This window comes from Streptomyces sp. NPDC034037, assembly GCF_055575715.1.
In genome coordinates, this window is record NZ_JBVISC010000002.1 from 67,021 (window position 1) to 88,882 (window position 21,862).

Here is a 21,862-nt window from a genome sequence, read left to right on the forward strand (position 1 = left end):
TCAGCTCCGCGGGGCGCGCGGCGGCGCGGTGGTCTCGGCCAGGTGTGCCCGGTTGGTCCGCAGGCGGTCCTCCGTGCTGCCGGAGGCCGCCTTGCGCAGGTGGAAGAGGCGGCGTGCGATCCAGCCGCGCCGCAGCGGCTCCGCCAGGTCGGGGTCGGGGGTGTGCGCCGCGGAGTCGTCGGGGTGCGTCTCCTCGACCACGAAGCGGTTGTGCGCGAAGACCTCGGCCCAGGTGGCGGCGGTGGGGACGCTGATCCCGGCGCCGGGGTCGACGAGGTCGCCGCTGAGCGTGCACAGGTAGTCGGCCAGGAGGAGTCGGCCGCCGTCCACGACGGCCGCGTCGAGCCGGGCGAGGAGCGCCTGCTTGTCCTGCACCCGGTAGCCGGCGTCGATGCCGTACGCCAGGTCGTACTGGCCGGGGAAGGGGTCCAGCGGCCCGCTCCGGTGGAACAGCCCGACCCGGCCGTCGAGACCGCGCCGGCCGAGGTCCCGCTGGGCCCGGTCGGTGAGCTCCTTGTCGCAGGTCACGCCGTGCACGATGAGCGCGGGGTGCGCGCCGGCGAGCCCGACGAGCGAGGCCACGTCCCGGCAGCCGAAGTCGAGCACGGCGCCGAGGTCTTCCAGACCGGCGGAGGCGAGGAGGGGGTGGTCGGTGAGGGGGGTGGGGGCGGGCCCGGGGGCGGGGGCCTGGGCGGGGGTGGAGTCCGGGGCCGGGGCCAGGGCGGAGTCAGGGGCCGGGGTCGTCGCCGCAGGCTCGGCCGATGGCGGCACGGGTGCGAAGGCAGAGGCGGAGGCCGGTGCGGAGGCGGAAGCGGGTGCCGAGGTGGGTGTTGGTGCCGAGGTAGGTGCCGGCTCGGCCACCGGCTGTGCCTGGGCCGTCTCCTCAGCCGTCACCCCGACCACGGCCCCGGCCGTCGCCCCGGTCGCGGCCTCGCCCGTCGGCTTGGGCCGGTTGCCGCCCCTGCCCCCGCTCGTCAGGCGGCGGCGCAGGTACGCGGCCAGGGGTCCCGGTGCCGGGTGGTCGAAGACGAGGGTCACGGGGAGGCGCAGGCCCGTCACGCGGTTGAGGCGGTTGCGCAGTTCCACCGCCGTCAGGGAGTCCAGGCCCAGTTCGACGAAGCCGGTGTCGGGGCCGATGGTGGCCGGGTCAGTTACGAGGACCGAGCCGACCATCTCGCACACCAGCTGGAGGAGCAGCGTGAGCTGGTCGTCCGGGGAGAGATCCGCGAGCCCGTCGATGCCCCTGTCCGGCCGGGCGGAGTCGGCGGTGACCGCGGCCGTCCGCGGCGCGTCCCGCAGCAGGGCGCGGTGGAGCGGGTGGCCCTCCCCCGACTCCGCCTGCGCGCGCAGCGCCGCGAGGTCGAGGCGCATGGGGACCTGGAGGGGTTCGTCCGCGCCCCGGGCCAGGTCGAACAGGGCGAGACCATCCGCGGAGGGCAGGGGCAGCAGCCCACCGCGGGCCATCCGGCCCGTGTCACCCTCGCTCAGGTGCTTCGTGAGGCCCGTGGCCTGCTCCCAGTACCCCCAGGCCAGTGACATGCCCGGCAGCCCCTGCGCCCTGCGGTGCTGGGCGAGGGCGTCCAGGAACGAGCTGGCGGCGGCGTAGTTGGACTGCCCGGGGTTGCCGAGGACGCCGGCCGCGCCGGAGAACATCACGAACTCGGCGAGGTCGGCCTCCCGGGTCAGCTCGTGGAGGTTCAGGGCGCCCTCGGCCTTGGGCCGCAGGACCCGGGTGAGCCGCTCGGGGGTCAGCGCGTCGAAGACCCCGTCGTCGAGGTCCCCCGCGGTGTGCACGACGGTGCCGAGCGGGTGCTCGGCGGGGAGGGCGGCGAGCACCTCCGCGAGCCGCTGCCGGTCGGCGACGTCGCAGGCCACGACGGACACCTCCGCGCCCGCCGCCCGGAGTTCGGCGGCCAGCTCGGTCGCTCCGGGCGCATCGGGGCCGCGCCGGCCGAGCAGCAGCAGGTGCCGGGCGCCGCGCTCGGTCACCAGGTGCCGGGCGAGCATGCCGCCCAGGGTGCCCGTACCGCCGGTGATCAGGACGGTGCGGGCGGGGTCCGGGCGGCGCGGCACGGTCAGCACGATCTTGCCGACGTGCCGGGCCTGGCTCATGAACCGGAAGGCCTCGGGCGCCCGCCGCAGATCCCAGGCGCGCCGGGGCAGGTGGCTCAGGACGCCCCGCTCGAAGAGGCCGACGATCTCGGCGAGGATCTCCCCGATGCGGCGCGGCCCGGCGTCGACGATGTCGAACGCCCGGTAGCGCACGGCGAAGTGCTCGGTCGCGACCTGCGCCGCGTCCCGGATGTCGGTCTTGCCCATCTCCACGAACCGCCCGCCGCGCGGCAGCAGCCGCAGTGAGGCGTCGACGAACTCGCGGGCGAGCGAGTCGAGTACGACGTCCACGCCCCGCCCTGCGGTGACGGCACGGAAGTGTTCCTCGAAGCCGAGGTCGCGCGAGGAGGCGAGGTGGTCCTCGGGTACGCCGAGGGCGCGTACGGCGTCCCACTTGCCCTCGCTCGCGGTGGCGAAGACCTCCGCGCCCAGGTGGCGGGCGAGCTGCACGGCGGCCATGCCGACGCCGCCCGCGGCGGCGTGCACGAGGACCGACTCGCCGGAGCTGAGGCCCCCCATGTCGACCAGGCCGTAGTAGGCGGTGGCGAACGCGACGGGGACGGCCGCGGCCTGTTCGTAGGACCAGCCGTCGGGCATCGTCACGACCGTGTGCGCGTCGGCCACGCAGACCGGGCCGAGGCCGCTGGGGAAGAGGCCCATCACGCGGTCGCCGACGGCGAGGTGACGCACGTCGGCGCCCACGTCGAGGACGACTCCGGCGCCCTCCGCGCCGAGCGTCAGCTCGCCGGGGTACATGCCGAGCGCGCCGAGCACGTCACGGAAGTTGAGGCCGGCCGCGCGCACCTCGATCCGCACCTGGCCGGGGCCGAGCGGGGCGTCGGCGGCGGGCCAGGGCAGCAGGGCGAGGTTCTCCAGCGTGCCGGCGCCGCTGGTGTCCAGGCGCCATGCGGTGCCGTCCCCCGGCGGTACGAGCGTGCCGTCCGAGCCGAGCGGGACGAGGCGGGGCACCAGGGCCCGGCCCGCGCGCAGGGCGAGCTGCGACTCACCGGCGGCGAGAGCCGACGCGACCGCGGCGGGCAGTGCGGCGGCGGACGTCCGATCATCGTCCACGTCGACCAGGAGCAGCCGCTCGGGGTTCTCCGCCTGGGCGGCCCGCAGCAGGCCCCACACCGGGGCGTGTGCCAGGTCCTCGACGTCCTCGCCGACGTGGGTGGAGACGGCATGCCGGGTCGCGACGACGAGGCGTCCCGTGGCCCGGCTCTCGTCGTTCAGCCAGGTCCGCACGAGGTCGAGGGCGCGCGCGGTGGCGGCCGTCATCCCGGCCGCGAGGTCGGCCGCCGGTCCGGCGCCCAGGGAGAGCAGCGAGTTCTCCGCCTCGTCCGCCACGTCGACGCCCGCGTCCCGCAGGGCCTCGCGGAGCCCGAGGTCGTCCGGTCCCGCCACGGCCAGGGCACCCTCGGCGGCGTCGGCCGGCGTGAGCGGCGTCCACTCCAGGCGGAGCAGTTCGTCGGGCAGGGCGGCGGCTCGTACGGGCTCGGGCTGGCGAGAGGTACCGGTGAACGGGCGCAGCACCAGCGATTCCAGTACGGCGAGCGGCCTGCCCGCGGTGTCGGCGACCGCGGCCGAGACCGCGTCGGTACCGGCGCCGGTGAGCCGCACCCGTACCGAGGCCGCGCCGCCCGCGAACAACCGCATGCCGGTCCAGGAGAAGGGCAGCAGTCCGCCGCCGTCCCGGACGAAGCCGCCGAAGCCCATGGCGTGCAGGGCGGAGTCGAGCAGCGCGGGGTGCAGGCCGTAGCGGGCCGCGTCGGGGGCGTCGTCGAGCGTGGCTTCGGCGAAGACCTCGTCGTCGCGCCGCCAGACCGCGCGCAGCCCGCGGAACGCGGGACCGTAGGCGTACCCGGCGTCGGCCATCACCTGGTAGTAGTCGTCCACCGGTATCGGTTCGGCGCCGGCCGGCGGCCACGCCTCCCGCGCGAATCCGGCCTCGGTGTCGTCCGAGGCGCCGGCGTCGGTGTCGTCCGATGCGAGCAGTCCGGCGGCGTGCCGTGTCCATGGCCGCTGTTGTGCCGCCCCGTCGTCGGCGAGAGGCCGCGAGTGCACCTCCAGGTGCCGGCTGCCCGTGGCGTCGGGCGCCCCCACCACGAGCTGGAGCCGGACACCGCCCGATTCCTGTTCCTGTTCCTGTTCCTGTTCCTGTTCCTGTTCCTGTTCCGTGAGGGTGAGCGGGGCCTCGAGGGTGAGTTCCTCAAGGCGTCCGCAGCCCAGCGTCCGGCCGGCGTGCAGCGCCATCTCGACGAAGCCGGTGCCGGGGAAGAGCACCGTGCCGGAGACCGCGTGGTCCGCGATCCACGGGTGCGTGGTGAGCGACACCTCGCCGCTGAACACGCTGCTGCCGTCGGCCAGTTGGACGCGGGAGGTGACGAAGGGGTGTTCGGTGGCGGCGGGGGCGGGGGTCTGCTCCTGTGCGGCGGGAGCGGGCGCGTCGACCCAGCAGATCCTGCGCTCGAACGGATACGTCGGCAGCCCCGGCACCCGTACGGGATTGCCGCTCCCGCTGCCGGCCGCGTCGCCGTCCGTGTCCACGTCCGCGTCCGCGTGGAGTGCGGCCCAGTCCACGACCGCGCCGCGCACCCACAGGTCCGCCACCCGGGCGAGGTCGCGTTCGCGCAGGGCGGCGTCGAGCCCGGAGGCGTCCACCCGGGCGGCCGTGGCCGAGAACACCGCGTCACCGGGGCGGCCCCGGCGCCACCGGGTCAGGTGCCCGCGCAGTTCCTCGGCGCCGGAGGCGATGACGGCGAGACGGTGGGTCAGGTCCGTGCGGCCGACCTGGAGGGTGTACGCGATGTCGGCCAGGGCGGCCGCGGGCCGCTGCCCGAGGAAGTCGAGCCAGAGGTCGGCGTAGGCGTCGAGGCGTTCGCGCGTGTGCGCCGAGAGGACGAAGAGGACGGGACCGCGCCCGGCGGACCGGGGGCGGCGGGCCGGCTCGGGCGCCTCTTCCAGGACGACGTGCGCGTTGGTGCCGCCCCCGCCGAGGCCGGTGATCCCGGCGCGGCGCGGTACGGGGACGCCGTCGACCGTGACCTGCTCCCAGGGCACGGGGGTGTCGGACAGTTCGAAGGGGAGCCGGTCGATGTCGATGGCCGGGTTGTACTCGTCGGGCAGCCGGGTCGGCGGCAGCGTGCGGTGCCGCAGGGCGAGGACGACCTTGAAGAGCTGCGCCATGCCGGCGGACGCCTCGCCGTGGCCGATGTTGGGCTTCAGCGAGCCGATGCGGTACGGCCCGCGCGCGTCCCGCCGGTCCTCGAAGACCTGGGTGAGGGAGGTCATCTCGACGGCGTCGCCGATCTCGGAGCCGTTCGCCGTGGCCTCCACGTAGGCGACGGTGCGCGGGTCCACGCGGGCGTCGCGCAGTGCCGCACGGATCACCTCGGCCTGCCGCTGGGAACTGGGGCTGGTGAAGCCGATGGTGCGGCCGTTGTGGTTGACGGCGCTGCCGCGGATGACCGCGTGCACCGGGTCGCCGTCGCGCAGCGCGTGCCGGAGCGGCTTGAGCAGCACCACGCCGACGCCCTCGCCGGGGACGATCCCGGCGGCCTCGGCGCCGAAGGACGCGCAGTCGTCCCGGTCGGACAGCAGCCCCACCGTGGCGAGTTCGACGTACGTGGAGGGGTGCAGGTAGAGGTTCACCGCCCCGGCGAGCGCCAGGTCGCAGCGGCCGGAGCGGAGGCTCTCGACCGCCTCGTGCAGGGCGACGTGGGCCGAGGAGCAGGCGGTGTCCACGGCCTTGCTCGGGCCGCCGAGGTCGAACTGGAACGACACCCTGTTGACCATGTCGCCGAACGACGTGCGGGGCATCTCCAGGCGCCCCTCGGCGCCGAGCTGCGTGAAGCCGTGCTTGGCGCCGCCCGCGAAGACGCCGATGCGGCCCCGGACGTCGGCGGGGAGCTTCGACGGGGCATGGCCCGCGTCCTCCAGGGCCTTCCAGCACTCCTGGAGGAAGAGGCGCACCTGCGGGTCGGTGTTGCGGGCCTCCTGCTCGGTGAAGCCGAACAGAGCGGGGTCGAACGCGTCGAACCCGTCGAGGAAGGCACCCCACTTGGAGTGGCTCTTGCGCACCACGTCGGCGCCCTCGGGCCGCGGGTCGTAGTGCTCGCGCCAGTCCCAGCGGCGCCCGGGTATCTCGGTGACGGCGCTCCTGCCCTCCATGAGCAGCTGCCAGAAGCTGTCCTGGTCGGGGGCGTCGGGGAAGGTGCCGCTCATGCCGATCACGGCGATGGCACCGTCGAAGTCGTCGAGGCCGAGATCGACGACCGTCGCGGTCTCGGCGTCGGCGGGAGTGTCGGCGTCGGCGTCGGCGTCGGCGGGGGTGTCGGCGACAACATCCACCGAAGCGGTGGCAGGGGCGGCGGTGACCTCATCGCGCTCGACCGACGCGGGCGCGCCGGCTTCGTCCGACCCGGAAGCCGATACGGGCCCGGTCCCGCTGGCCGCTTCCGCGGACACCGGCTCCCCGCTCCACCCCAGGAACGCCCTGCAGGCATCAGGGAACCGCTCGACGAGGTGCCCGGCCACGCCCTCGACCTTGGCGAACTCGAAGAACAGGGTGCGGGACGCTGCCGGGAACGCCTCGCTCAGGAGTTGGTTCAGGCGGGTGCGGGTGACGGAGTCGATGCCGTAGCGGTCGAGCTGCTCGCCCGGGTCGATCTCGCCGTCGCCCTCCGTGCCGCCCAGCAACTCCGTGGCCATCAGGGCGATCCGCTGCTCCACCGCCTCCGCCAGCCGCTCGGGACGCCGCTCCGTCCGCCCGGCGGGCACCGGCTCCTCCACGGGCGCCGCCGCGACGGCCACCGGAGCAGCCACGGACGCGGGAGCGGGCGTGGGCGCAGGAGCGGGACGGGAAGCGGGAGCCACCGGGGTCATGGGAATGCCGTGGCGGGTCTCGGCGAAGGGGTAACCGGGCAGGGGGATCCTCGTCGGCGTGCCGCCCCGGTGCAGTACGGCCCAGTCCACGGGGCCGCCCCGCACCCACAGCTCGGCGGCACGGGTCAGCTTGCCGCGTTCGAGCCACTTGCCCACGGCCTCGCGCAGCTCGTCGTCGGCGAACAGCCGCGCGACGTCGGACCGCCCGTCGCCCTCGCCCAGCCAGCAGTTGTCGGGCAGCTCGGTGCCCTCGGCCAGCGCGCGCAGGGCGGTGACGAGTTCGTCCAGATCCCGTACGACGAGCGCCGCCCGCGCCGCCAGTTCCGCGCGTCCGAGCTGCAAGGTGCGTGCCACATCGGCCAGTGAGGGCGGCGCGCCCTCGGGGCGATCGTCCTGGGCGGTGTGCCGGCCCGCGTCGACCAGCCGCGCCAGTTCGGCCGCCGTGCTGCCCTCGTGCAGGGCATCGCCGTCGATGTGGCCGCCGAACCCGGCGTCCAGTGCCTCGCCGATGCGGCCGAACTGCTCGGGCCGCACCCCGTAGGAGTCGAGGGGCTCGTCCGGGTCGATCTCCTCGGCGTCCACGCCCAGGACGTCGGCCACCACGGCGCACACCCGCGCCGGCTCCACCGCACGCGCGGCGGACGGGCCGGCGACGGCAGAGGCGGAGGTGGTGGCGTCCGCGAGGTACGCGGCGAGGTTCTTCGCGTACGCGCGCAGCCGCTCGGGGGTACGCGCCGACAGCGGCACGACCTGCGGCGACGTGTCCTCGCGACGCCCCTGCCCCTGCCCCGCGACGGGCGCGGGCACGTACTGCTCGACGACGACATGCGCGTTGGTCCCGCTGTGGCCGAAGGAGTTCACCGCGGCCATCAGCGGAAGGCCGTCGGGGTGCTGCCACGGGCCGGCCGCCGCGTCGGCGACGAACGCGGAGTCCGCGAGGTCGATCAGCGGGTTGAGGTCGCGCAGCGTCGGCATGCCGACCAGGCGCCCGTACCGCATCGAGAGCAGCACCTTGATCATGCCGACGACCCCGGCGGGGGCGCCCGTGTGGCCGATGTGCGCCTTGGCGCTGCCGAGGGCGGCGAACCCGCGCTCACCGGTGAGCCGCCGGAACGCCCGTACCAGCGCGTTGGCCTCCACCGGGTCGCCGAGCGCGGTGCCGGTGCCGTGCGCCTCGACGTATCCGACGCGCTCGGCGGGGATGCCGAAGCGGCGGTACACGTCGAGGACCAGTTCCTCCTGGGCGGCGCCGTTCGGGGCCGTGATGCCGTTGCTCGCGCCGTCCTGGTTCATGCCGGTGGCGCGGATGATTCCGTGGACGTGGTCGCCGTCGGCCACCGCGTCGGAGAGCCGCTTCAGGACGAGGACGGCCACCGCCTCGGAGTAGACGGTGCCGTTGGCGTCGGCGTCGAAGGTGCGGCACTCGCCGCTCGGTGACATCGCGCCGCTCTCCACGAGCAGGTCGAGGCCGCGCGCGTCCAGGCCCGCGTTGACGCCGCCGGCCAGCGCCAGGGACGACTCGCCCGACCGCAGGCTCTGGCAGGCCAGGTGCACGGCGGCCAGGGAGGAGGAGCAGGCCGTGTTGACCACGAGGGCGGCGCCGCGCAGGTCGAGGAAGTACGAGAGTCGGGAGGCCACCAGGGCGTCGGAGGCGCCGGTGAACGACTCGTGCGGGTAGCCGGTCGGCTCGGCGCCGATGAACAGGCCCGTACGGGAGCCGGCGAGCGACGTCGGGTCGATCGCGGCGTCCTCCAGGGCGTGCCAGCTCTCCTGGAGCAGCAGCCGCTGGTTGTGGCTCATCAGATCGGCCTCGTGCGCCCGGATGCCGAAGAACTCCGCGTCGAAGTGGTCGCGTTCGGTGAGGGCGCCGCCCCAGCGGTAGCCCGCCGGGTCGTCGGGGGCGATGTAGTGGTCGGGAAGCTCGCCGTAGCCGACGCGGCCCTCGGTGAGGTTGCGCCAGAACGCGCGTACGTCCGGCGCTCCCGGGAACTGCCCGGCCATGCCGACCACGGCGATGTCCAGCATCCGCGAACGGTCGGGGCGGTCGGCGGCGTCGGCCGCCACCTCCGGCGCCCGGTCCCGGTCCTCGCCCTGGTCCTGGCGGCGCGCGTCGAGGAGACCGCGTGCCTGCTCCGCGCCGACCGCGCCCTTGACGTACCCGTCGAGGATGTCGCGGAAGTTAGCGCTGCTCATCGTTGCTCCCTCGTGGCCAGCTCTGCGTCGAGCAGGTCGAGCACTTCCGCGGCGGACAGCTCTCCTGCCGCGAACCGTGCCTCCAACTTCACGATCAGGTCGTCCGGCGCGGTCGCCGGCGGTTCCGGTTGCGCTGATGGCGCCGGTGGCTCCTGGGGCGCCGGTGGTTCGTGGGGTGCCGGTGGCTCCTGGGGTGCCGGGGCCAGCAGGTCGTTCAGGTGGTCGGCCAGCCGCTCCACGGAGGAGAACTCGTACAGGGCGGCCGCGTTGAGCTCGATGCCCAGCTCCTCGGCGATGGCCGCGACGAAGGTGGAGCCGGTGATCGAGTCGACCCCGAGGTCGGCGAAGGCCGTCGAGGGCGACAGCTCCTCCTTCGGCACCCGCAGGGTCCGCGCGAGGCGTGCCACGAGCAGGCCGCGCAGCTCGGGGCGCCGGTCGTGGGCGACGGGCCCGCTCGGTCGCCGCCCGTCGGCGGCCCCGCTCCGCTCCGCGCCCCGAGCCGTGACCGGCGCCGGGGCCCGCATCCCGATGACCTGTCGGTGGCGGCCCGCCCGCAGCAGCCGCACGGCCGTGTCGAAGCAGGCGGCCCCCTCGTCGTCGTCCAGGAAGCCGAGCGTCGGGTAGTCCCGCGCGGCCTCGCCGAACGAGGCGCGCCAGGCTCCCCAGTTGACGATGCCGACCGGGAAGGCGGCGCCGGGGGCGACGGCCCTGGCGAAGGCGTCGGCCGAGGTGATGCCGGCCGCGTAGGCGGCGTGGGTGCCCGCGCCGCCGAAGGAGAAGGCCTGGGCCGAGGAGAAGTAGCAGAGGAAGTCGAGCGGTTCGTCCGCCACGGCCTCGTAGACGTTCCGCGCGCCCGCCGCCTTGATCTCGTAGTGGGCCCGGAACTCCTCCTCGCCGAGGTCCGCGAGGGCGCCCGGCGCCCCGGTGATGCGGGTGGCGCCCGCGAACAGCACGCCGTGGATCTCGCCGAGCAGCCCCTTGGCCTCGGTGATCGCCCGCCGTGCCTGGCGCGGGTCGGTGACGTCGCCCTGCACATAGCCGACGCGGTCGCCGTAGAGCGCCTCGCGCACCGCGGGGTCGCTCTGCGGGCGGCGTCCGACGCAGACCACCTTGGCGTCGTAGCGGTCGATGAGGTGGCGGCTGACGACGCGTCCGACGAAGCCGCTGCCGCCGACCACCACGTAGGTGCCGCCGGGCCGGATGCCGGGCAGGCCCGGTGCGGCGGCCTCGGCCGGGGGCACCGGTGCGGTCTGCTGCCGGTGGCGCCGCCCGCCCCGCAGCGCCACCAGGTCGGCGGCCGGGGAGGCGGGTTCGCCGGCCACCAGGGCGGCCACCGCGGCACGGCCCTCGGGCGTGCGCAGGTCGGCGCCGGCCACATCCAGGTTGCGTACGGCGAAGCGGCCGGAGTCACGCGCCACGAAGTAGGCGAGACCGGCCAGGCCCGCGCCGTGCGCGGCGCTCGGCTCACCGGCGACCAACTGGGTGTCCTGGGTGACGACGCAGAGGTCCGTGCGTGCGCCGTCGAGTCGCTGGACGGCCTTGACCAGCCGCAGCAGGGCCAGTTCGGGCCCGGCCGAGTCGGCGCCGGCGCCCTGGCCTGGACCGCTGACGAGGAAGACCCGATCGGGTGCCGTCCCCGTCAGGGCGAAGGGGTCGTCGAGCGGCCGTTCGATCACCTCGGTGGCGCCGACGCGCCTGTAGTGCGCCGCCAGTGCCCCCGCGAGCCCGGTCCCCGGATCGTCGGCGGCGATCAGGACCCTGCGGGGCGTGGGCCCGGCGGCGGGCGCGACGGGCGCCTCCGTCCAGCGCACCACGCTCAGCAGCCCGTTCGGCGGCACGACGGGCACCTCGGTGGGCGCCTCGACGGGTGCCTCCACGGCCCGGGCGTCGGCGGCGGCCCCGCCCGTGGGGACCCAGTGCCACTCCCCCGCGAACGGATACGTCGGCAGCGCCACCCGGCGCGGCCGGTCCTCGCCGTAGCGGGCGTTCCAGTCCACCGCGGAACCGTCCGCCCACCGTCGCGCGACCTCGTGCGGCTCACCGTCACCGAGCACCGGACGCACCCCGTGGTCCGCGAACTCGCCGAGCTGGCGGGCCAGTTCGAGCGTGTCACGCACCACGAAGGCCGCCCGCACGGGCCACTCGGCCCGGCCGACCTGGAGGGTGTACGCGATGTCGCGCAGCGGCCCGGCCGGGCCGTCGGTCAGCGCGTCCCGCAGCCGCGCGGCGAGCTGCCGCAGCTGCTCCTCGGTGCGCGCCGACAGCGGTACGGGGACGGGTGCTTCGGGGGCGCGGGACGGCACGGCGTCGGCGAGGGGCACGTACTCCTCGAGGACGATGTGCGCGCCCGCTCCGGTGGCCCCGAAGGAGCTGAGGCCCGCGCGGCGCGGCCCCTCGGGCGGCGCCGGCCACGCCTCGGTGGCGCGCTGGAGCCTGAAGGGCGTCTCGTCGAGGCCGAGCAGCGGGTTCACGGTGTCCGCGTGCAGGGAGGGCACCAGGGTGCGGTGGTGCAGTTGCAGCACCGCCTTGGTGAGGCCCGCGACACCGGCGGCGGACTCCGCGTGCCCGATGTTGGACTTGACCGAGCCGAGGGCGCAGAAACCGCGGTCCTGGGTGTGCCGGCCGAAGGCGGTGGTCAGACCGCGGATCTCGATGGGGTCGCCCAGGGAGGTGCCGGTGCCGTGCGCCTCCAGGTAGCCGATGGAGCGGGCGTCGACGCCCGCCGCGTCGAACGCCGCCGAGATGACGGCGGCCTGTCCGACGGGGCTCGGCACGCTGAACCCGCTCACGGCACCGACGTGGTTGACGGCGGTCCCGGAGATGACGGCGTAGATGTGGTCGCCGTCGGCCTCGGCGGCGGCGAGCGGTTTGATGACGACCGCGCCGACGCCCTCGGCGGACACGTAGCCGTCCCCGCCCTCGCCGAAGGAGCGGCAGCGGCCGTCGGAGGAGTGCATGCCGACGGCGCCGTAGGTGCGGTACTTGCCGGGGTGCAGGGAGAGGTTGACGCCGCCCGCGAGGGCGACCTCGCATTCGCCGCGGCGCAGTGACTCCACGGCGAGGTGCACCGCGGTGAGGGAGGACGAGCACAGGGTGTCGACCGTCATGCTCGGGCCGTGAAAGTCGCAGACGAAGGAGACGCGGTTGGCGATCTGCCCCTGGTTGAGGCTGAGCGGCACGGGCGCGTCCGCCTCGGCGGCGACCAGCGTGTAGTCCTTGTGCATGGCTCCGGCGAACACGCCGACCGCGCGCCGCCGGTCCGGCCCCTTGGGCTCGGCGAGCCCGGCGGGGGTGTACCCGGAGTCCTCGATGGCCTCCCAGCAGGTGCGCAGGAACCAGCGTTCCTGCGGGTCGGTGATCTCCGCCTCGGGACGGGAGATCCTGAAGAAGTCGGCGTCGAAACGGCCGACGTCGTCGAGGAACCCGCCCCAGCGCGAGCCGTCCCCCTCCCCCGGCGTCCAGCGCCGCGCCGGCACCTCGCGGACGCTGTCCCTGCCGTGCTTCAGGTTCGTCCAGAACGCGGCGAGGTCGTCCGCGCCGGGGTAGTGCCCGGCCATGCCGATGATCGCGAAGCGCTCGGGGCCGGCGGCGGGCAGGCGGCGCCGCCTGAGGCGCGGGCGCTCCAGCGGCTCGCGGCGCCCGGCCCCTGTCGCCTCCCGTCCGGCCAGGACGGCGTGGGCGTTGGTGCCGCCGTCGGCGAAGCTGGAGACGGCGGCGACGAGCGGGGCGTCGGGCCAGGGGACCAGCGTGCGCTCGAAGCGCAGGGGCGTCGCGGCGAGGTCGAAGTGCTCCAGGGGCTGCTGCCCGCTGAGGAAGGGCACGATGGCGCGGTTGCGGAGCATCAGGACGGTCTTGATGACCCCGGCGATGCCCTCCGCGCACTGCGGGTGGCCGATGTTGGGCTTGACCGAGCCGAGCGAGCAGGGCTTGTCGGAACCGTCGCGGTAGACGGCCGCGATGGCCTTCAGCTCGATCAGGTCGGGGATCTGGGAGCCGGCCGCGTTGGTCTCGATGTACGTGACGTCGTCGGCGGTGACCCCGGACTTCGCGAGGGCGCGGGCCATGACGCCGCGCTGGGCGCCCGGGTTGGGGGTGGCGGGGCCCGCGGTCCTGCCGTCGTTGTTGACGGCCACCGCCTTGAGCACCGCGTGCACGCGGTCGCCGGCCGCCTCGGCCGCGGCGAGCGGCTTGAGCAGGAGGACGCCGACGCCCTCGGCGGGCGTGAAGCCGTGGGCCCGCCGGTCGAAGACGTGGAACTCCGTGCCGGTGTTGAGCAGTCCCCGCCGGTCGAACAGGCGGTGCCCGCCGGCGTCGGGCAGCAGCGTGATGCCGGCGACCACGGCGGCCTCGATGTCGCCGGAGCGCAGTGCCTGGGCGGCGTGGTGCAGGGCCACGAGCGCGGAGGAGCAGGCGGTGTCCACGACCGTGCTGGGGCCGCGCAGGTCGAAGTGGTGCGACAGGTTGGCGGCCAGGTAGTTCTGGCCGACGGCGACCACGGGGTTGCGGCTGCGGGCGAGGGTGGTCTCGTCCGGGGCGTGCCGGGTGCGCCCGCCCACGTACACGCCGATGTCGCGGCCCTTCACCTCGTCGGGGGCGTAGCCCGCGTCGCAGAGCGCGAACAGCGTCTCTTCGAGGAGCAGCAGCGCCTGCGGGTCCATGGCGGCGGCGTCGGCGTCGGCGAGGTGGAAGTGGCCGGGGTCGAACCCGTCGAGGTCGAGCAGGCCCGCAGTGTACCCGGTGGCGCTGCCCCAGCGCCCCGCGGGCACGGGGGCGATCGCCGAACGGCCCTCGCTGAGCAGCCGCCAGTAGGCGTCGAGGTCGGGGGCGCCGGGGAAGCGGCCGGACATGCCGACCACGGCGATGTCGTACGGGGCGTCGGCGGGCGCCCGGTGGCGCTCCGCGGGCACGGTGACGGTGACCGGGGAGCGCTCCTGGGCGGCGGCGGATGTCGTGCCGCCGAAGGCCGAGGGTGCCGGGGCGAAGGCGGCCTCGGGTGCCGTGTCGCCGAAGGCCGCGGCGAGGGCCCGCCCGTGATGGGTGGTGAGCCAGCCGACGAAGGACTCCACGGTGGGGTGGTCCACGAGGACCGAGGGGTCGAGGTCGACGTCCAGTTCGGTGCCGACCTTGCGCAGGATCTGGACCATCATGATCGAGTCGGTGCCGTAGTCGGAGATCGGCACGTCGGCGGCCAAGCGGAGCCGGTCGAAACCGAGTTCGTCGGCCAGCAGGCCGATCAGCCACGCCTCGGCCTGCTCGGCGGCGTCCGTACCACCGCCCGTGCGCGCCGTGCCGTTCGTGGCGGGCACGGCCGCGGGGGCCGGCTTCTTGGCCGCGCGGACCCGCAGTTCCCGTGGCGTCCACTCCGGGGCGACGATCGCCGGCAGGACGACGGGGCCCGCCCCGGTGGACAGGATGTGGTCGAGCAGCCGCAGCCCCTGCGCCTCGGAGAGTTCGCCGAGACCGGTGGCCCGGTAGCCGGGTCCCGGGCGTTCACCGCCCATACCGACGCCCCGCCAGCTCGGCCAGGCCACGCTCACCACGGGCAGCCCGTGGGGCGCGCGGCGGGCGACGGCGTCCAGGTGGGCGTTGGCCATCGCGTAGTCGCTCTGTCCCACGGCCGCGGCGGGGACCATCGAGGCGACGGAGGAGAACAGCACGCAGAACCGCAGCGGATCGCCGGCCAGCGTGTCGAGAAGGGCGTCGACCCCGGCCGTCTTGGGGCCGAGCACCGCGCGCACGGCCTCGACCGGCTTGCGTACGAAGGCGAGGTTGTCCCGGTCCACGAGTCCGGCGGCGTGCAGCACCCCGCCGATCGGCCCGAACTCCCCGCGGATCTCGTCCAAGGCGGTGCGGACGGCGCCCGCGTCCTCGCCCAGCGGCAGCGAGAGGACCTTCAGGCGGACCCCGTCGCGCTCCAGCGCGCGCAGCCCGGCGAGCTTGCGGCCGAGCGCGGTGTCCGAGCCGTGCCGTTCCCACTCCGCTCGCGGCGGCAGCTGCTCGCGCCCGGTGAGGACGAGGGTCCTCGCGCCCCACTCCCTGACCGCGTGCCCGGCGAGCGCGAGGCCGATGCCGCGGGTGCCGCCGGTGATGAGCAGCGGCTCGTGCGCGGGGAAGTCGACGGGGGCGCCCACGGCGGCGGGCAGCGCTTCGAGGACGGCCCGCTGCCGGGTTCCCCGGCGGTAGGTGACCTCGGTGTCGTCGCCGCCTTCGGCCAGTTCGCGCGCCACGAGGTCCGCCAGCTCCGCGTCCGCGGGGTCGGCCTCCAAGTAGCGGGAGCGGACGCGCCCGTACTCGCTCTGCAGCATCCGGTAGAGCCCGGCGCGGGCGTCGCCCGGGCCGACGCCGAGCAGCAGCGCCTCGTGTCCGGCCATGCGCTGGAGCACCGGCAGCCAGTCGTCGAGGCCGAGCCCGCCGAGGTCGACCAGCGCGTCGAAGCGGTCGTCCACGTCGGCCGCGGAGGCGATCAGGCGGGCGCCGGGCAGGGCGTCGGCGAGCCGGGCGGCGTGCGGCCCCGCCCCGAGGACGGCCACGGCGGCCGGCGCGCGGCCCGCGAGGGCGGGAGCGGGCTCCCACCGCCGTACGAGCAGACGCGTGCCCTCGGGCGGTGCCACCTCGCCCCGGCCCCGCTGGGCGACGAAGACCTCGCCGAAGGCGTCCGGCTCGGCGACCGGCCGCCACACCTCGCCGTAGCCGGTGTCGCGCAGCACCTCCTGCCAGCGGGACGCGGACAGGAGCGGTGCGCCGGGGAGCCGTACGTCCTCGTCGTCGTAGAGCCACCAGCCGTCGAGGAGGCCGAAGGTGAGGGTGAGGACGGCGGACTTGCGGGTGACCTCGTTGACGACGAGGACGCCGCCGGGGCGCAGGGCCGCCGCGAGGTTGCGCAGGACGGCGCGGATGTCGCGGGTGGCGTGGAGCACGTTGGTCGCCACGATGACGTCGCAGTCGCCGCCGGTGAGCCGTTCGCCGGCGCCGGGCGCGGTGACGTCCCAACGGCCGTAGCGCAGATGGTCCCTGCCGGGTCCGAAGCGGCGTTCGGCCTGGTCGAGGAAGGCCGGGGAGAGGTCGGTGTACCAGTACTCCAGGTGGTCGGCGTACGGGTCGAGGCGGGGCAGGACGGCGGCGGTGGTGCCCCCGGTGCCCGCGCCGACCTCGGCGACGCGGACGGTGGCCGAGGCGTCCCGCGCGAGGCGTTCGCGCACCGCCGTGGCGGTGACCTCGGCCACCACGTCGTTGAGCCGGTCGGCGACGGCGTTGCCCTGGTAGACCGCGGTGAGCCTGGCCATGGAGCCGCCGGGGAAGAGCACGTCGGTCGCGGGCAGCGCGCCGGACAGGATCTCGGGGAGCCGTTCCACGCACTCCTGGACGAGGGAGAGCTGCGCGTCCCAGTAGGGGTCGGTCGCGAAGCGCTCGCGCACGGCCGCCCACGCGGCGTCGTGGGCCGGGGGCCGTTCCCCCGCGAGTTCCAGGACGTCGCCGTGCCGTCGCGTCAGACCGGTGGCGGTCAGCAGCCGGGCGGCCTCGTCGAGCCAACGCCGGTACTTGTCGACGACGCCGAGGTGTCGCGCGATTCCGTCCACGGACTCGGTGCGGGCGTCGGTGAAGAGCCCGGTCGCGCACAGGCGGAGCAGCACCTGGCGGGCGATCAGGCGGTCGAGTTCCTGGGCCGGGAGGGCGGCGGGCGCGGGTGCGGGCGGGATGACGGCGTCCCGCCGGACACGGGCGAGGCCGGTGCCCGTGCCGGTGCCGGTCTCGGGGTTCGTGCCGGCCCCTGGGCCTGCGTCGGTACCGGTGTCGGCGGCCGTGCTCCGGGCGGTGGGTCCGACGGGGTTCGCGGCGGGGTTCCCGGCAGGGTCCCCGAAGGCGTCGGGGAAGCGTGCCGCGAGGTGGGCGGCCAGGTCGCGCACGGTGGTGTACTCGAAGAGCAGCGTGGGTTCCAGCTCCTGCCCCACCACTTCCCGTACGGCCTCGACCAGGCCGAGCACCTGCGCGGACTCCAGGCCGAGTTCGTAGTAGCCGGCGGTGACGGGCACCGACCGCGCGTCCGTGCCGAGGCGTTCGGCGAGCAGCCTGCGCAGGAAGTCCTCGACGTGGCCGGCCTCGGGCGCGGCGGCCGGGGCGGAAGCGGCGGTCCGGGCCGGGGTGGACACCCCTGACACGGCCTTGCTGGACAGCTCGGTCAGTTCGGCCACCTGGCGTCCCCGGGGGTCGAAGAAGTCCACGGAGAACCGGGCGACCTCGCCCCTGCGGCTCACCGAGGCACGCCGCACCCGCGCCGTGCAGGCGCCGGTCAGCGGCCCCGCCGTGCGGAAGGAACCGATGTGCAGCGGCAGGAACGCCTGGCCGTCGGTGTCAAGCAGCGAACCGGCCGCGACCGCGCCGGCCAGCAGCAGGGCGGGGTGGATCAGGAAGTCGCCGCCGGGAGCCCGCAGTTCCGCGGTCAACCGCTCCTGATCGGCGCGGACGGTGCCCTCGGCGCGCGCGGCGCCGCTGTAGTGCTGGCCGTTGCCGCTGTCCCTGTCGTAGGTCTCGGCGAGCGGGGCCGGTGTGCCGAGCGGATGGCCGTCGAGCCGGTCGCGGAAGGCGGGGGCATCGGAGAGGACCACCTCGGCGGTGGCGTAGGGCTCGCCGTCGCCCACCGTGACCTGCCAGCGGCCCTCGCCGGCCGGGGCGCAGCGGATCTCGGCGGTCACGGGCCCGTCGGTGACGTCGAGCGGGCGCAGCGCGGTGAGGTCGCGCACCGTCAGCCGTTCCACGGCGTACCCGTGGTCGCGGAAGACCTTGGCGATGAGGTCGGGGTAGGCGAGGGCGGGCAGCAGCGCGCGGCCCTGGACGCGGTGGCCGGCGATGACCGGCGTCTCGGTGGAGAGCACCACCTCACCGCGCGGTTCGGTGACGGGCGGCCGGCGCACGGCGTCGGCGGCGGGCAGCCAGCAGCGCTCCCGGGCGAAGGGGTAGCCGGGCAGGGAGACGCGGGGTCCGCCGCCGGGCCAGTCGACGTGGGCGCCGCGCACCCAGGCCGCGGCGAGCTCGGGCGCGCCGCGGCCGGTGGCCGGTGCGGCCGACCGGCTCGCGGTGCCGGTCATGACGCGCGGCGAGTCGGCCCCCGCGAGGTGGCCCTCCAGGGCGTCCGCGAGGTCGTCCACGGCGTCGAAGACCACGGCGAGGCGGTGCGCCATCGGCTCGCGGGTGCGCAGCGTCGCGGCGATCGCGGCCGGGTGGGTGTCACGTCCCTCGCCGCGCAGGAAGTCGGCCGTGCGAGCGATGTGTTCGTCGAGCCGCTCGGCGTCCCGCGCGGAGAGCACGCACACGTACGGCGGCTCCTGCGCGGGCGGCTGCGTCGGGGACACGTACTCCTCCAGGATCACGTGGGCGTTGCCGCCGCCCGCGCCGAACGCGCTGATGCCGGCGGTACGGGGCAGGGGTCGGCCCGCGGCGTCGACGCGCGGCGTCCAGGGCGCCCGCTCGCGCTGGAGGCGGAAGGGGGTGGCGTCCAGGTCGAGGTGCGGGTTGAGGCGTTCGGCGTGCAGGGAGGGCACGAGTTCCTGGTGGCGCAGTTGCAGCAGCACCTTGGTGAGCGCGGCCATGCCCGCGGCCGACTCGGCGTGCCCGATGTTGGACTTGACCGAGCCGATGGGGATGCGTACGCCCGTCAGGTCGTGTCCCTGGAAGGCGCGGACCAGGCCGGTGATCTCCACCGGGTCGCCGAGCGAGGTGCCGGTGCCGTGCGCCTCCAGGTAGTCGAGCTGTGCCGGGGTGCGGCCCGCCCGGTCGAGTGCCTCGCCGATCAGCACGCCCTGCGCCTTGGGGTTGGGCACGCTGAAGCCCTTGCCCGCCCCGCCGTGGTTGACGGCCGTCGACCTGACCACCGCGAGGACGCGGTCGCCGTCGGCCTCGGCCGCCGAGCGGCGCTTGAGCAGCACGGCCCCCGAGCCCTCGGCGGGCACGTAGCCGTCGCCGCCCTCGCCGAAACTGCGGCAGCGGCCGTCGGTGGAGAGGAAGCCGCCCTTGGCGAGCTGGAGGTACTTGAGCGGGTGGCTGGAGATGTTGACCCCGCCTGCCACGGCGACGTCGCAGTCGCCGTCCCTGATCGCCCGGCAGGCGAGGTGCAGGGCGGTGAGCGAGGACGAGCACATGGTGTCCAGGGCGATGCTCGGGCCGTCGAAGTCGAAGAAGTACGAGACGCGGTTGGCCACCGACGCGTACGAGGACGAGGTGGCCGCCCCGGTGCCGCGCAGCGCCTCGTCGACACCGTAGAGCTGGTAGTGGCCGTACATCAGGCCGACGAAGACGCCGGTGCGGACCTTCGAGAGGGCGGCGCGCGAGGTGCCCGCGTCCTCCAGGAGGTGCCAGACCGTCTGGAGGAAGATCCGCTCCTGCGGGTCGATGTGTTCCGCCTCCACCTGGGACATGCGGAAGAACATCGGGTCGAAGGAGGCGACGTCGGAGAGCCAGCCGCCCCACTTGGCGTACGTCTTGCCGGGGGTGGCGCGGTCGGGGTCGTAGAACCGGTCGTGGTCCCACCGGTCCGCGGGGACCTCCGTCACGCAGTCCCTGCCCTCCCGCAGGTTGCGCCAGAACTGTCCGAGGTCGTCGGCCCCGGGGTAGCGGCCGGCCACTCCGACGATCACGATGTCGTCGTCGTCCCGTTCGGGCAGCGGCGCGGGCGGGGCGGCGTACGGGGCGGGCGCGGGGGTGAGGGCCGTTTCCGAGGTGTCGTCCCCGGCGGGCGCGACACCGTGGGCGGCGGGCGCGAGGAAGGCGCGCGCCTCGGCCGGGTGCTGGGCGACCAGGAAGTCGGCCAGCTCGCCGATGGTCAGGTACTCGAAGAACAGCGTCTTGGAGAGTGGCCCGAAACGTTCCTCCAGTGACCGCGTCAGACTCAGCACGAGGAGGGAGTCGACGCCGTAGTGGTCGAAGGCCTCGTCCTCGGCGACGTCCTCCAGGGCCATCTTCAGCTCCTCGGCGAGGAGTTCGCGGAGGTAGGCGACCATGGGCGTGCGCAGGTCGCCGCTGTCCGTGTCCTCGGCCCGGGGGTGCGCGGCCGCGGGCCGCGGCGGCCGCGCGGTGCCGCGCAGCACCTCGCCGATCCGCGCGCGGTCGCCCGCGGTCAGCAGGAGGCGGGAGGCGCCGCCGCGCAGGGCCGCCTCCAGGGCGTCGAGCGCGGCCTGCGCGGGCAGCGGTTCCATGCCGAACTCGCGGCGCATGGCCTCGCGTGCGTCGGCGGCGAGGGACATGCCGCCGTCGCGCCACAGCGACCAGTCGACGGCGAGGCCGCCGCCGGGGCGCCGCTCCAGGTAGTGGTCGAGGAAGCTGTTGGCGTACGCGTAGTCGCTCTGGCCGACGTTGCCGAAGACCGCGGCCGTCGAGCCGAACGCCACGAAGTACTCGGGGGCGTGCGCGCGGGTCGCCTCGTCGAGGTGGACCAGGCCGCGCACCTTGGGCGCGAGCACCGCGTCGGCGTCCGCACGGCTCTTGTGGAGGACGAGCCCGTCACGGAGCGCACCGGCCGCGTGCACCACGCCGGCGATCCGGCCGAACCGGCGCCTGGCCTCGGCCACCGCCCGCTCGACGTCCGCGCGCACACTCACGTCGGCCCGGACGTGCAGCCAGCCCTCGGGCAGCGGCTCGGCCGGGTCGGACCGGCCGATGAGGACGACTCCGGCGCCCGGGTGCCGGGCGATCCGCTCCGCGACCAGCATGCCGAGCTTGCCCGTGCCGCCCGTGACGAGGTGCGCCCCGGTCGCCGCCAGGGGCGAGGCCGCGTCGCCCGTCTCGGGGAGCGTGCTCTCGCGCCAGGCGCGCACGAGCCTGCGGTGCCCGTCGTGGCGTACCTCCGGCGCGTCGGCCGGGAGTTCGGCGAGCACCAGCTCGGCGAGGTCGCGGGCGGAGGGCGAGCCGGTGTGCGTGAGCACGCTCATCCGGATGTCGGGGTGTTCCTGGCCGATGCAGCGGGCGAACCCGTCAAGCGCGGCGTGCGCCGCCCCTGCGGCTCCTGCCCGGTCCTGGTGGACGAACAGGTAGCGCAGCGGCCCTTCGTGCTCCGCGATCCGGGTCCGGCACACGTCGAGGGCGGTGTGGAAGCCGGCGCGCAGCGCCTCTTCGAGGTCGCTGGTGGACCCGCCCGCGGCGAGGTGCACGAGGTGCGAGGCCTCCGGGCGGGCGCCGAGCACGACGTCCAGGCGCGGGGCGAGCACGGCGAGTTCGTCGCGCAGGGCCTCGGCGGAGCCGTCCCCGGCGTCGATGACGGCCAGCGGCCCGGCCGGCTCGGCCTGCGCGGTGGCGGCCGGTGCCTCCTGCCAGTACGGCTCGAAGGCGAGCACGGCGCGCTCGGCGGCCCCGGGCAGGTCGCGCCCGGCGTCCGGCACGGCCCGCAGTGTGAACCGCTCGACGCGCGCGACGACCGTGCCGTCGGGCGCGGTCAGGCTGATGTCGAAGACCTGGGCGTCGGTCCTGCCCTCCACCGCGACGACATGGGCGAGGCAGTCGGCGGGCAGCTCACCGAAGAGGCGTACGGAACCGATCGAGTACGGCAGGTGTGCCGTCGTGCCGCGCACCAGGTGGCCCGCGGCCTGCAGGGCTCCGTCGAGCAGCGAGGGGTGGAAGCGGTGGTCACCGACCTCGGGACGGCGCAGCCGTGCCAGGGCCTCGCCGTCGCCGAGGGCCAGTTCCTCGA

2 protein-coding genes (1 of these 2 cut by a window edge) are annotated in these 21,862 nt (G+C 75.4%); both read right to left on the reverse strand.

All coding sequences use genetic code 11. From position 1 onward, the window contains the following. Complete coding sequence (locus tag ACZ516_RS06190; protein ID WP_469008783.1) at window positions 1-9,189, reverse strand: SDR family NAD(P)-dependent oxidoreductase; 9,189 nt, start codon at window positions 9,187-9,189, stop codon at window positions 1-3. Continuing rightward, a protein-coding gene (locus ACZ516_RS06195; protein ID WP_469008784.1) for an amino acid adenylation domain-containing protein crosses the window boundary here: on the reverse strand, window positions 9,186-21,862 show its 3' portion. The gene runs 10,588 nt beyond the window's last position; 12,677 of the gene's 23,265 nt are visible here — the last part of the coding sequence; its start codon lies beyond the right edge, outside the window — the gene reads right to left on this strand; it ends in the stop codon at window positions 9,186-9,188. The genes ACZ516_RS06190 and ACZ516_RS06195 overlap by 4 nt, the downstream gene beginning before the upstream one ends.

Excerpts from the sequence above, each read along its gene's own strand:
- ACZ516_RS06190 (WP_469008783.1), bottom strand. The coding sequence starts at position 9,189 with ATGAGCAGCGCTAACTTCCGCGACATCCTCGACGGGTACGTCAAGGGC.